The sequence below is a fragment of the Tepidibacter sp. genome, from assembly GCF_025210165.1.
GTDB lineage: Bacteria > Bacillota > Clostridia > Peptostreptococcales > Peptostreptococcaceae > Tepidibacter_A.
Genome location: NZ_JAOASI010000046.1, coordinates 58,572 through 71,075, shown reverse-complemented (window position 1 = coordinate 71,075; position 12,504 = coordinate 58,572). Strand labels below are relative to the sequence as shown.

General features: G+C 28.5%; 13 protein-coding genes. 5 read left to right on the top strand and 8 right to left on the bottom strand.

Going from position 1 to position 12,504, the window contains the following annotated elements; all coding sequences use genetic code 11:
• Positions 1–19: 19 nt before the first annotated feature.
• The 3 genes from nth to queG form a co-directional block, all read right to left on the bottom strand.
• Positions 20–646, bottom strand: coding sequence for an endonuclease III (nth, locus tag N4A48_RS08350; protein WP_293665430.1), 627 nt, complete (start codon positions 644–646; stop codon positions 20–22).
• A gap of 46 nt (positions 647–692) precedes the next feature.
• On the bottom strand, positions 693–2,909 hold the full coding sequence (locus N4A48_RS08345) for a Lon protease family protein (protein WP_293665429.1): 2,217 nt from the start codon (positions 2,907–2,909) through the stop codon (positions 693–695).
• A gap of 281 nt (positions 2,910–3,190) precedes the next feature.
• Positions 3,191–4,078 (bottom strand): tRNA epoxyqueuosine(34) reductase QueG, encoded by an 888-nt coding sequence (queG, locus tag N4A48_RS08340; protein WP_293665428.1) that lies wholly within the window; start codon positions 4,076–4,078, stop codon positions 3,191–3,193.
• Between the two features lie 76 nt (positions 4,079–4,154).
• Here queG and N4A48_RS08335 point away from each other — a divergent pair, with 76 nt between their 5' ends.
• The gene (locus N4A48_RS08335) at positions 4,155–4,565 is read left to right on the top strand and encodes a RusA family crossover junction endodeoxyribonuclease (RefSeq protein WP_293665427.1); all 411 of its coding nucleotides are present in this window, start codon (positions 4,155–4,157) and stop codon (positions 4,563–4,565) included.
• A 14-nt stretch (positions 4,566–4,579) separates the two neighbouring features.
• On the opposite strand, the gene N4A48_RS08330 is transcribed toward N4A48_RS08335, so the two are convergent.
• Complete coding sequence (locus N4A48_RS08330; protein ID WP_293665426.1) at positions 4,580–5,275, bottom strand: ZIP family metal transporter; 696 nt, start codon at positions 5,273–5,275, stop codon at positions 4,580–4,582.
• 77 nt (positions 5,276–5,352) lie between these two features.
• Positions 5,353–6,351, bottom strand: coding sequence for an aldo/keto reductase (locus tag N4A48_RS08325; protein ID WP_293665425.1), 999 nt, complete (start codon positions 6,349–6,351; stop codon positions 5,353–5,355).
• Between the two features lie 145 nt (positions 6,352–6,496).
• On the opposite strand from N4A48_RS08325, the gene N4A48_RS08320 reads away from it, so the two are divergent.
• Both N4A48_RS08320 and N4A48_RS08315 read left to right on the top strand, forming a co-directional pair.
• Positions 6,497–7,681, top strand: a complete 1,185-nt coding sequence (locus N4A48_RS08320; RefSeq protein ID WP_293665424.1) for a WG repeat-containing protein — start codon at positions 6,497–6,499, stop codon at positions 7,679–7,681.
• Positions 7,682–7,695: 14 nt separating this feature from the next.
• Positions 7,696–8,055 carry a hypothetical protein gene (locus N4A48_RS08315; RefSeq protein WP_293665423.1) on the top strand — a complete coding sequence of 120 codons (360 nt, stop codon included), beginning with the start codon at positions 7,696–7,698 and terminating at the stop codon, positions 8,053–8,055.
• A gap of 45 nt (positions 8,056–8,100) precedes the next feature.
• Here the strand turns inward: N4A48_RS08315 and N4A48_RS08310 are convergent, their stop codons facing one another.
• Genes N4A48_RS08310 through N4A48_RS08300 form a run of 3 tightly spaced genes read right to left on the bottom strand, consistent with a single transcriptional unit; the run spans position 8,101 to position 11,051 of the window.
• Positions 8,101–9,102 (bottom strand): electron transfer flavoprotein subunit alpha/FixB family protein, encoded by a 1,002-nt coding sequence (locus N4A48_RS08310; RefSeq protein ID WP_293665421.1) that lies wholly within the window; start codon positions 9,100–9,102, stop codon positions 8,101–8,103.
• A gap of 13 nt (positions 9,103–9,115) precedes the next feature.
• On the bottom strand, positions 9,116–9,898 hold the full coding sequence (locus N4A48_RS08305; RefSeq protein ID WP_293665420.1) for an electron transfer flavoprotein subunit beta/FixA family protein: 783 nt from the start codon (positions 9,896–9,898) through the stop codon (positions 9,116–9,118).
• Between the two features lie 13 nt (positions 9,899–9,911).
• On the bottom strand, positions 9,912–11,051 hold the full coding sequence (locus N4A48_RS08300; protein ID WP_293665419.1) for an acyl-CoA dehydrogenase: 1,140 nt from the start codon (positions 11,049–11,051) through the stop codon (positions 9,912–9,914).
• 714 nt (positions 11,052–11,765) lie between these two features.
• On the opposite strand from N4A48_RS08300, the gene N4A48_RS08295 reads away from it, so the two are divergent.
• Positions 11,766–12,209, top strand: coding sequence for an NUDIX domain-containing protein (locus N4A48_RS08295; RefSeq protein ID WP_293665418.1), 444 nt, complete (start codon positions 11,766–11,768; stop codon positions 12,207–12,209).
• Positions 12,210–12,214: 5 nt separating this feature from the next.
• Positions 12,215–12,439 (top strand): nicotinamide mononucleotide transporter, encoded by a 225-nt coding sequence (locus tag N4A48_RS08290; RefSeq protein WP_293665417.1) that lies wholly within the window; start codon positions 12,215–12,217, stop codon positions 12,437–12,439.
• The last annotated feature ends 65 nt before the right edge of the window (positions 12,440–12,504 follow it).

The window sequence follows — 12,504 nt, the reverse complement described above, 5'->3', positions numbered from 1 at the left end:
CCATATATTAAATTATCTTCTAAATATTAATATCATTATAATAGCTACAATATTTATTTATAGAACAATTATTACAATCCGGCTTTCTAGCCTTGCATGTCCTTCTTCCATGAAATATAAGTAGATGATGAGCTTTTGTCCATCTACACTTGGGTATTACTCTCATTAATTCTATTTCTGTTGCTTCTGGAGTCTTGCAGTTCACAAGTCCAATTCTATTGCTAACTCTAAATACATGAGTATCTACTGCCATAGCAGGAATATCAAAAGCATTGCTTAAAACAACATTTGCTGTTTTTCTACCAACACCCGGTAATTGGGTAAGTTTTTCTAAATCATTGGGTACATTACCATTGTACTTATTTACTATCATTTTTGATGAATCTATTATCTTTTTTGCCTTACTTTTATATAACCCACAACTTTTTATTATTTCTTGTAGCTCTTCCTCTTTTAATAAAGCAAATTCTTCACTTTTATTATACTTTTTAAATAAATTTTTTGTAACCTTATTAACTCTAACATCTGTACATTGAGCTGATAGTATTGTTGCTATTAAAAGCTCAAATGGAGTGTTATAATCAAGTTCACACTCTGCATCTGGATAATCATGTTCTAGTATATCTAATATTTTATCTGTCTGCATTTTCCCCTCCTAATAAATATCGATTAAATATCAAGATAGCCTAAAGCTATCTTGATATTTCATAAAATTTAGTTATCCTTTCTATTATTTTATCATATATTTCAGAAAAAGGCTTATTTGTTAATATTTCCATAGCCTCTTCTATTCTAGTTATAGGATATATATGGAATTCTCCTTTGTCTATACTCTCTTGAACTTCATCTCTTAGAACTATATTTTCTAAATTATATTTAGGTATTATGACCCCTTGTTTTCCACTTAGCCCCTTTTGCTTACATATACTGTAAAATCCTTCTATTTTTTGCGTAACTCCTCCGACTACCTGAACATCCCCTTTTTGATTAATTGATCCTGTAACAGCTATATTTTGTTTTAAAGGAACTTCGCTCAGCGAAGATAGTAATGCATACAATTCTGCACCTGATGCACTGTCTCCATCTACACCACTGTAACTTTGTTCAAAACATATATTAGCTGTAATAGAAACCGGCTTTTCTTTTGAAAAATTTTCAAGTAGATATCCGCTAAGTATTAGCACACCTTTATCATGTATCTTTCCACTAAGCTTAGCTTCTCTTTCTATATTTATTATCCCCTTATTACCAGGACTTGTTGTAACACTTATTACTACAGGTCTTCCAAATGAATATTCTCCCATATTAAGAACAGACAAACCATTTATAACTCCTACTTTTTCCTTATCAACACTTATAAGAAGCTGATTTGATTCATACATGCCGTCTATTTTTTTCTCTATCTTACTTACTCTATTCCACTTCTCGTGTATAGCTTTTTTAACATCTATATCATCTACAAATTCTGAATTTCTCATTTTTGCAAATAAATTTGATTCTATCAATATTTCTGCTATTTTATTGAATCTAGTTGATAATTTTTTATTGCTTTCAACAAGTCTTGAACTATATTTTAATACTACTTGAACTGCATCATATGTGAAATGCTTTAAATTATTCTTGCTACAATAAGATGATATAAATTTAGCAACTCCAATTTCATTATTACTATCTCTATTCATTTCACTGTCAAAGTCTACCATTACTTTGAAATATTTGTTGAAGTCTTCATCATACATATAAAGTACATTATACAGGTACTGACTTCCTATTAGTATTATCTTGACATTTACAGGTATTGGCTCTGGTTTTAAACCTGTTAGAGTTTCTATTTTTACTTTTTTAGTTTGAAGACATATTTTAATCATATCCCAACAATTAGGATTTCTTAATACTTGATCTACATATAATATTAAATACCCTCCATTAGCCTTATGAAACGCTCCTGGAACTAGCTTTGAAAAATCAGTTCTTATAGCTCCATTTACACTTTCATACTCAGCCTTACCAAATAAATTTAAATATGTTGGATTTAATTCAACTACCGATGGAGCCTTATCTACATTTGAATTTGCTACATTATCTATAAATAAATTAACCTTGTACTTCATTAAGTATTCTTTTTCATTTATATTTTTTAATTCTTCTTCATCTAAATAAAATATATACATATTTTCTAACAAATCATCACTCAAATGAGCTAAGTATTTTTTTACCTTATAGTTTTCTCCATATTCTTTAATTAAATTTTCTATATGGGGTTTTATTATATATATTCCCATTTTTTCTTCTAACTCTAATAAATCTTCTTTTGCTATTACCTCTAATTCTTTTATCTTTGATATAACTTTTATGGTTATACTCTCCATTTCTCTTTTTAGCTTTATAAATTCATCTGATGTCGTATCAGTTTCTTCATCCTTTGGCACAAATACCATTCCGTATTTAGTATTTTTTAGCTTAAATCCCCTTTCTGCTCCATACTCTTTCATCTTTTTTATATAAATTTCTTTTTTCATCTCATATTCGTCTAATATTTTATTTTTCTCTATCTCGAATTCTTCACTTTCAAAAGCTCTTTGCAGTTCTGTATATAAATCATCTATAAGATTTTCCATATCTCTTTTAAATAATTTACCTTTACCAATTTCAAAGTCTAGTGCTATTGGTTCTCTTGGTTCTTCAAAATTATATACGTAACACCAATCCTTTTGATTAGTATTATTTTTTTCATATTCTCTTAACTTTTTCAATACATATGAGGTTCTTCCAGTTCCAGTCTCCCCACTTATATATAAGTTATATCCTACATCATCTATTTTCAGACCAAATTCCATAGCTTCTATAGCATTTTCTTGACCAAGCATTTCCTTTAAAGGTTCAATATCAGCTGTTGTTTTGTATTTCATACTATACCCCCTCCCGTATTAATACATAGTATGTTTTAACACATTATTTGTTTAGAGAAAAATTTCACTTTATCCGAAAGCTAAGAATTCTAAAACTCTATCCTCTTTATTTAAGGCTGAAGATAAGAATCCTACAGCTTCTGGATTAGTTCAACTAGAAATTCAGTTGGATTAAAAACTCCATCTGAATTAAGTTTCACTTTATAACTGATATTATGAACTTTTTACCAAATAAAAAAGTCATATAATACTTTATTCATAACAAGTATTATATGACCCATTTATTTTATTATATCTAAATTCCTAAGTATAAGTTTTCTACCTCTCCAGCTAAATGCCCTATCTCTATATCTTCTTTTGAATTCTTTATTTGATATAGTATTTATTTCATCGTAATCTATATTATATATCAACTTTTCCTTAAATTCATTTATTCCGGTAATATTTATTTTTTTATTATGAGGACATACATCTTGACATATATCGCACCCAAAAACAGTAGGATTATTCTTTAATAAATTTTTTTCTTCATTATTTAATTCGTCTTTCTTTTGAGTTATAAAAGATAAGCATTTTTTAGGATCCATCTCAAAATTTCCAAGTAAAGCTTCCCCAGGACATTTTCTAATACATTCTCCACAATTTATACAAGTTTTATCTAATATATCATCCTTTTCTAATTTAATATTAGTCATTATATATCCAATAAATACGTATGAACCATATTCATCATTTATTATATTGTTATTTATACCAAAATATCCAAGTCCAGATATTTGAGCCAAATATCTATCTACTAATGGTCCATTATCTACAAATATCTTGTATTCAAATTCATCAATCTCTTTTTTTATCATCTTTGATAGTTTTTCTAGCTTTTCCTTTACTAATATATGATAATCTAGACTATGTGTGTATTTTGATATATTTGTATTTTCTACATTTCCCGAGAAATACGGAAATAAACAAACAATAACAGACTCTACATTTTCCATTGTAAGTCTTGGATCTATCCTTTTTTGTATATCATCTTCCTCAAGCCCCGTATAGTATCCTTTATCAATTTTATCTTTTAATATTTTTTCTAATTCATAATAAGGTCCTATTCCTGCTATACCTACATAATCTATATTTAATTCCCTACAATAGTTTTTTATATTTTGCTTCATTAAGGTCTTCCTTTCAAATAATTTAATTTGACTATTCTTCATATAACATTATACAATACTTTAAGAGGTGATTTAAATGATAAAAGTTGTTATACCAGGAAGACCTATAAGCAAATCCAACTTTAAGCTTCACAATGTACATGGTCAATCTTGGATGCCAAAGCAAGGAAAACATTCAAGGTATATAGCTTACGAAAATATGATAGCAGGATATATAAACCAACAATATCAAATGGAGCCTCTTGAAGGGAATGTAATTACAGTTTTAAAACTTTATTTTCCTAATAGAAAAATGGGGGATCTGCATAATTACCCCAAGAGTATTTGTGATGGTATAGAAAAGAGTGGAATAATAAAAAATGATAGACAATTAAAGCCAGTTTTATTATTTGACTTTATAGACAAGGAAAATCCAAGAGTTGAAATAGAGCTTTATAAAGCATCGGAATATGATGTTAGTTATAGTATAAGCAAGAAATCTTTATAGCAAAGATTTCTTGCTTATATTACCCCTCTCATAATAACCATAACCACAAACCCTAATATAAATCCAAAAGTAGCCTTTTTTTCATTTCCTCTACAATGGCACTTAGGAATCATTTCATTAGATACAACATAAAGTATAGACCCTCCTGCAAATGCCATAGAAAAAGGTATTAAAGCCTTTATATATTGAAGTGTTAAAATACCTATTCCAGCAGCTAAAGGTTCTGCTATTCCTATCAAAAGTGTATATAATATAGCCTTATACTTTGAATGTAAGGTATTTTTTAATATATTACCCATAATCAAGCCTTCTGGTATGTTTTGTATAGCTATAGCTATTGCAAAGAGTATTCCAGTATTTTCTCCTTCTGCCTCATATCCAGCTCCTATAACAAATCCTTCTGGTATATTATGTATTATATTAGCTATAAGAAACATAAAATTTCCTTTAACCTTATCCTCTGGAATCTTCTTCTCTAAATAATACATAAAAAAAGATCCTAAAAGTATTCCAATTACAGCCTGTATATTATGCCCTTGTTCAATACAAGGATATATAAGACTATAAGCCCCAGCAAATACCATTATCCCTGCTGCAAAACCAAGAAGTATATCCTCTGTTCTCTCATTTAATTCTTTTATAAATAATATAGGAATTGCTCCCACTCCTGTACAAGTTCCTGTTATTAAACTAGCAAAAAAACCATTCAACTATCTCACCTCTATATATATTTTTTCAAATATATATTTCCCCCAAAGGTGAATCTTAATTCAAATAGCAACTTCTATTAACTTAATACTTTAGCCGCATTTTTTAACATTTCTCTAATATTTAAATCATATGGACATTTTTCTTCACAAGCTCCACATTCTATACAATCAGATGCTTTTTTTTCTAAGCTCTTATATCTATTTGTAGACCATTCTTTTAAATCATATCTAGTATAATATCCCTCTAATAAAAATTGAAGAGGTATATTTATATTTTCAACACAAGGCATACAATACTCACATCTTCTACAAAAACTATTTCCTAATTCTTTTTTTATTTTATTTATACAGTCTATTTCATCCTCAGTTAATTTAATTTCATCTTTTAATATAGATACATTTTCTTCTATTTGTTCAACCTTATCCATTCCAGGTATAACAACATCTATATATTCTTTTGATAATATATACTTAAGTGCAAGCTTTGCATCAGTTAATGCTCCACCTGCAAGCGGCTTCATTATTATAGTTCCTATATTCTTATCATTAGCAAGCTTTAACACTTCTTCTCCTTGAGTTTCAACCATATTATAAGGTATTTGTATTGTATCAAATTTTTCATCCTCTATAGCCTTTTTTATAACATCTACGTTATGACTTGTTATTCCTATATGCTTTATTTTTCCTTCTTCTTTAACTTCTAATAAAGCCTTATAAGCCATATTTTCTTCAAATAAAGAATCATATTCCTCCATTTTAACATTATGCATTTGATATAAATCTATTTTCTCACACTTTAAATTATTAAGGCTTATATCTATGTCTTTTTTCATTCCTTTATAATCTCTATTCATAGATTTTGTAGCTATTATAAATTTATAGTTTTTATCTTTTATACTATTCCCTATATATTCTTCACTTATAGTATATCCCCTTGCTGTATCTATAAAGTTCACATCATGCTTTATAATCTCGTCTATTATTTTGTCACACTCTTCTTGAGATACTCTTTGAATAGGCAATCCTCCAAAGCCTACTCTTTTTATATTCAAATCAGTTTTTCCAAGTTTTCTCATAAATACTTCCCCCTTATCATTTATTACCTAATTCATTATAGCAAAATATTTTGTTAAAAGGATAAAATATTATATACTATATTTACAGGCGAATTTAGTTAACCTTAGAAATATTTTGAAATACAACTGAAAGGCAAGTGATTATATGATTCAAAAGAATAATAATGAATCTAATATTAATTATAGATTATCTATACCTGCTGTTTATGATGATATACATGATTTTTCAGAAGGATTAGCTAAAGTAAAAATAAATAATAAGTACGGTTTTATAGACAAAAAAGGTAAGTTAGTTATTCCTATTATTTATGATTATGCACATGATTTTTCAGAAAAATTAGCTACAGTAAAAATAAATAATAAATGGGGATTTATAAATCAAAAAGGTGACTTAGTCATTCCTAATATTTATGATAATGCATTTAGTTTTCATGACGGATTAGCTAGTGTAAAAATAAATAATAAGTACGGTTCTATAGATAGAAAAGGTAACTTAGTTATTCCTGCTATTTATGATGATGCGTATGATTTTTATGATGAATTAGCACTTGTTGAAATTAATGATACATTTGGTTTTATAAATAAAACAGGTAAGTTAGTTACTCCTATTATTTATGATGATGCACAATCCTATTCAGAAGGATTCACCAATGTAAGTATTAACGGTAAATGGGGCTTTCTAGATAAAACCGGCAAGTTAATTAGTCCTTTTATTTATAATCATGCTGAGCGTTTTTCAGAAGGACTAGCTAGTGTACACATCAATGATAAATTTGGTTTTATAGATAAAACAGGTGAATTAGCTATTCCTGCTATTTTTGATGCTACAGGTATCTTCGAAAAAGGGTTATGCAAAGTATTTATGAATGGTAGATGCGGTATTATAGATAAATCAGGTGAGTTTGTTATCCCTGCTATTTGTACACATATATCTGATTTTTCAGAAGGATTATTTGGAATAGTTCATAATAATACACTCAAATATGTAGATAAAACAAACAAGCTAATACTAACTACTGATTTTATTTGTGGAGGTCACTTTTCAGAAGGATTGGCTAAAGTAGTCGATATTCATAAGTTGAAGTTAGGTTTTATAGATAAAAAAGGCGAATTAGTCATTCCTACTATTTATGATCATATATCTGATTTTTCAGAAGGATTAGCTGTAGTAAATGTAGATGATAAACATGGTTTTATAAATAGAAAAGGTGAATTAGTTATTCCTATTATTTATGATGATGCACATTCCTTTTTAAAAGGATTAGCTAAAGTAAAAATTAATGGTAAATACGGTTTTATAGGAAAAGAAAATATTTTTACAAAATATTAAAGGAGGTAATGTCAATGGCTTGTGGACATGATTTTGGAATAATAGATTGCTTAGAAGAATATACAGAGTTTGAGTATAATCCTAAAAAATATAATTGTACTTATGTTGAGGATGATTTATTATGTGAAATATATGATTCCAACTTTAAATATAAAATAGAAGAGTTAGATACGTTTGTACAGAATACTAATAGACCTTTTAAATCATTAGATCATTATGGGATAACTTTAATACCACCAACATCACTCAATCATTTTTTAAATATTATTCTTGAAGTAAATGCTAAATATAATTCAAAAGAGTTTGAAATGTTAATTGAAAAAATATCTGATGCAATCAAAAAAAATAAGTGGATGATTCATTATGGAGTTTAAAAGAAGCAGGTAATTCTTTGTAAGAATTCACCTGCTTCTTAGTAGTTAAAGTTTATGAAATTTTATCTCTTCTATTAAACAAGGTATAACTTTATTAACATCACATACTATTCCTAAATCAGCTACATCAAATATAGCAGCCTCTTTATTTTTATTAATAGCTATAATAAAATCCGAATCCTCCATACCAGCTACATGCTGAATAGCACCTGATATTCCACAGGCAAAATACACATCAGGTCTTACAGTCTTCCCTGTTTGACCCACTTGTCTATCCTTTTTAAGCCATCCTTCATCTATTACAGCACGTGATCCTGATACTTCTCCTTTTAATATATCTGCAAGATCATTTAAAATAGATAAGTTTTCCTTATTTCCTACACCACGACCTCCAGATACAAGTACCTTTGCATCTTCTATATTTATTTTCTTACTCTGTTCTTTAACTACTTCTAATACCTCAACATCAATATCATTTTCATTTATATCTACACTATGATTTTCTATTTTACCTTTTCTAGATTCATCCTTCATAAATTTCTTCATAACTCCAGGTCTTACTGTAGCCATTTGAGGTGTATGTTCACTACATGTTATTGTAGCCATTATATTTCCACCAAAGGCTGGTCTTGTCATCAATAAAGTCTTATCTTCTTCATCAATATCTAATGACGTACAATCAGCTGTAAGTCCAGTTTTTATTCTTGCAGATATTCTTGGAGCTATATCTCTTCCTATTGATGTTGCTCCTATTAATACTATTTCAGGATTTTCAGTTTCTATAATAGATGTAAGTGCTTTAGCATAAGTCTTTGTTATATAATGTTCAAATTTTTCATCATCTACTATTATTACTTTATCCGCTCCCAAGTGTATTAAATCTTCTGCATTGTTGATACCATTTCCTATTACAGCAGCACTTAATTTTACATTTAATTTATCTGCAAGTTCTCTTCCCTTACCTAAAAGTTCAAGTGATACATTCTGAATTTCAGATTCTCTTTGTTCTATGTATACAAGTACACCCTCGTGTTTTATATTCTTCACATTACCACCCCTTTTATATAATATATTTTTCTTTTAACTTATCTAATATAATACTTGCAGCTTCTTTAGGTGTTACTTCATATTTTACTCCAGTAGCTTTTGCTCCTTTTGTAAATGACTTTTTAACTTTTGTAGGAGATCCACTAAGTCCTATGTTATGCTCATCTACATTTATATCATCTAAAGTCCACATTTCTAGTTTACTATCATCAAAAGTTTTATATATTCTCTTAATTCTCATATATCTAGGCTCATTTATCTCTTTTAAAGTAGTTATTAAACACGGAGTTTTAAGCTTAACTTTGTAGTGTCTATCTTCAAACATTCTTTTTAGTATTAAACTATCATCACTAATATTTAAATCTTCAACATAGCTAACAGATGGTATGTCTAAATGCTCTGCTATTTGAACTCCAACTTGGGCAGTATCCCCATCTATAGCCTGTCTTCCAGTTATTATAATATCGTAATCAAGTTTTTTAATAGCTCCTGCAAGTGTAGATGATGTTGCTAGAGTATCAGCTCCTGCAAATTTTTTATCACTTAAAAGTATAGCTCTATCAGCTCCCATAGCAATTGCCTCTCTCAAAGCTGCTTCTGCCTGCTTAGGTCCCATAGATATAACCGTTATATTAGCACCTATTTCTTCTTTTATTCTAAGAGCTGTTTCTAGCCCACTTTTATCATCAGGATTTATTATACTCTTTACTCCATCTCTTATTAAGGTTCCAGTTTTAGGGTTTATTTTAACTTCAGTGGTATCTGGAACTTGCTTAATACAAACTACTATATTCATAGATTTCTCCCCCTTATTTTAACAAATTAGCTGCTATTACCATTCTTTGAACTTCTGATGTTCCCTCATATATTTCCGTTATCTTAGCATCTCTCATCATTCTCTCTATATCATACTCTCTTGTATATCCGTATCCTCCATGCAATTGAACACATCTAGTAGTAACATCCATAGCTACTTCAGATGCATATAATTTTGCCATAGCAGCTTCTTTAGAATAAGATAAGCCCATATCCTTATTCCAAGCAGCTTTATACACTAACATTCTAGCTGCCTCTATTTTAGTTCCCATATCAGCTAATTGAAACTGTGTATTTTGAAAACTAGCTATTGGTCTTGAAAACTGCTTTCTCTCTTTTACATAATCAATCGTAGTATTAAGAGCACCTTGTGCTATGCCAAGTGCCTGTGCTGCTATTCCAATTCTTCCTCCATCAAGAGTCTTCATAGCTATTTTAAAACCTTTTCCTTCTTTTCCCAAAAGATTTTCTTTAGGTATTTTACAATCCTCAAATATAAGCTCGCATGTTGACGATCCTTTAATTCCTAATTTTTTTTCTTTAGGTCCTACCTTAAATCCAAGAGTATCCTTCTCAAGTATAAAAGCAGTTATCCCCTTAGTTCCTTTTGACTTATCTGTCATAGCCATAACTACATAAATATCTGCATATCCTGCATTAGTTATAAATATTTTTGAACCATTAAGTATATAATAATCTCCATCAAGAACTGCTGTTGTCTGTTGCGACGATGCATCCGTACCAGCATTAGGCTCTGTAAGACCAAATGCTCCTAATTTTTCTCCACTTGCTAAAAGCTTTAAATATTTTTCTTTTTGTTCATTTGTTCCAAATTCATTTATAGGAGCCGCACAAAGTGAGGTATGCGCAGACAATATAACACCTGTAGTTGCACAGTATTTAGATAATTCTTCAACTGCAAGTATGTAACCTAAATTATCTCCATCTTCACCATCATATTCACTACTAAAAGGTATACCCATAAACCCTGCTTCTCTCATTTTTTCTACAGTTTCAATAGGAAATCTCTCTTGTTCATCTATTTCACTAGCCAAAGGCTTGACCTCATTTTTAGCAAATTCTTCATACATTTGCTTTAACATAATATGTTCTTTTAATAAATCAAATCTCATAAATTTTTATCCCCCTTATCAAATAATTCTTGTCCTTAAAGTGATACATTAATGTATATTTATAGGGGATTGATTTTAGAACATATTTATTAAACTCACTAAAAAAATTCGTCTACTCGCTAACGCGTAATATCATAAAGTTTAAGTGTTATAAATTTACATTTAAACTTTATGACATTGCCCGCATAGCAAGTGGTTTTCATATATACAATCAAATACATATTTTTATTTATATCATTAATCAAAATCTTGAAAATACCATAACAAGGTTATATATTAGAATGTAAAATACTTAGTAAGATTTATACAGTAATATTAAAATGATTGTTACTATCCACGAATGTATATCTACAGGTAATAAAAAATAATTCATGCAAATATAAAACAATATACCCTTTATAATCGATATTGAAAATATTTTTTAATGTAAGTTATAATACATAAACAAATATTTTTTTGATATTTTGTGATTTTTCAGTTTTAATTACTTAATTTTCCACTTTCACTCACTTTAATTCAAAAGAAATCCCCTCTCTAACTGCCTGACTCACACTTAAATTTCCATGAATTGTATTTTCAAAACTTATATATCCAAACAAATCATTTGTTTGGAAGTCGGTTTTTGACCCAAAATGCGAACTAAAATTCTTGAAAACTGTCTTAATATGTCTTATAGTAATTTATAAAGTAAATCTGTAAGGGAGTTTAGTCTTTATGAATAGAAAACATTTTACTGCAACAGGAATAATTTTAAGAAATAATAAAATACTTACTATATGGCATGACAAATTGCAAGTGTGGTTACCGCCAGGAGGACACATAGAAAAAAATGAAACTCCTGAAGAAGCATTAATTAGGGAATGTTTAGAAGAAATAGATTCAGAAATTATCATTATAAATAATGCTAATTACAAAATTGAAACTCCAAAAGTTCAAGTTCTTAACAACCCTTATTGCACATTGTTAGAACCAATAACTGATAAATCAGGTACTCATTATCATATAGATTTCTTTTATCTATGCAAATTAAAGAATAATAATTTGCAATTTAACAATAAAAATAATTTGAGATGGATTTGTTTCGAAGATTTAGATTCTCTAAATACATTTGATAACGTAAAAAAATTATTTAGAACTATACTAAAAAGTAGATATTAGTGCTTATGAATATATTTTTTAATACACTGTCTTGGATATTAGTAATAGGTAGTTTAGTTGGAGGTCACCTTGTAATTAATAAAAAGAAAGAAGGTTATATACTTTGGATTGTTGTTAATGCTCTTTGGATTATATTTTATATAAATAAAGAAATTTATTCATCAATGTTTTTATTTTCAATATACTTATTTCAATCCATTTATGGATACAAAAAATGGGCTAATGAATAATACAATTTAAAAAATGCTATAAAATATTTGATTGTCAACACTTTTTAGGACACTTTTTGTCGGAC

Coding starts and splice junctions, on each gene's coding strand:
- N4A48_RS08320 (WP_293665424.1), top strand. CDS start 6,497: ATGATTCAAAAGAATAATAATGAATCTAATATTAATTATAGATTATCT.
- N4A48_RS08315 (WP_293665423.1), top strand. CDS start 7,696: ATGGCTTGTGGACATGATTTTGGAATAATAGATTGCTTAGAAGAATAT.
- nth (WP_293665430.1), bottom strand. CDS start 646: ATGCAGACAGATAAAATATTAGATATACTAGAACATGATTATCCAGAT.
- N4A48_RS08345 (WP_293665429.1), bottom strand. CDS start 2,909: ATGAAATACAAAACAACAGCTGATATTGAACCTTTAAAGGAAATGCTT.
- N4A48_RS08335 (WP_293665427.1), top strand. CDS start 4,155: ATGATAAAAGTTGTTATACCAGGAAGACCTATAAGCAAATCCAACTTT.
- N4A48_RS08300 (WP_293665419.1), bottom strand. CDS start 11,051: ATGAGATTTGATTTATTAAAAGAACATATTATGTTAAAGCAAATGTAT.
- N4A48_RS08295 (WP_293665418.1), top strand. CDS start 11,766: ATGAATAGAAAACATTTTACTGCAACAGGAATAATTTTAAGAAATAAT.
- queG (WP_293665428.1), bottom strand. CDS start 4,078: ATGAAGCAAAATATAAAAAACTATTGTAGGGAATTAAATATAGATTAT.
- N4A48_RS08325 (WP_293665425.1), bottom strand. CDS start 6,351: ATGAGAAAACTTGGAAAAACTGATTTGAATATAAAAAGAGTAGGCTTT.
- N4A48_RS08290 (WP_293665417.1), top strand. CDS start 12,215: ATGAATATATTTTTTAATACACTGTCTTGGATATTAGTAATAGGTAGT.
- N4A48_RS08305 (WP_293665420.1), bottom strand. CDS start 9,898: ATGAATATAGTAGTTTGTATTAAGCAAGTTCCAGATACCACTGAAGTT.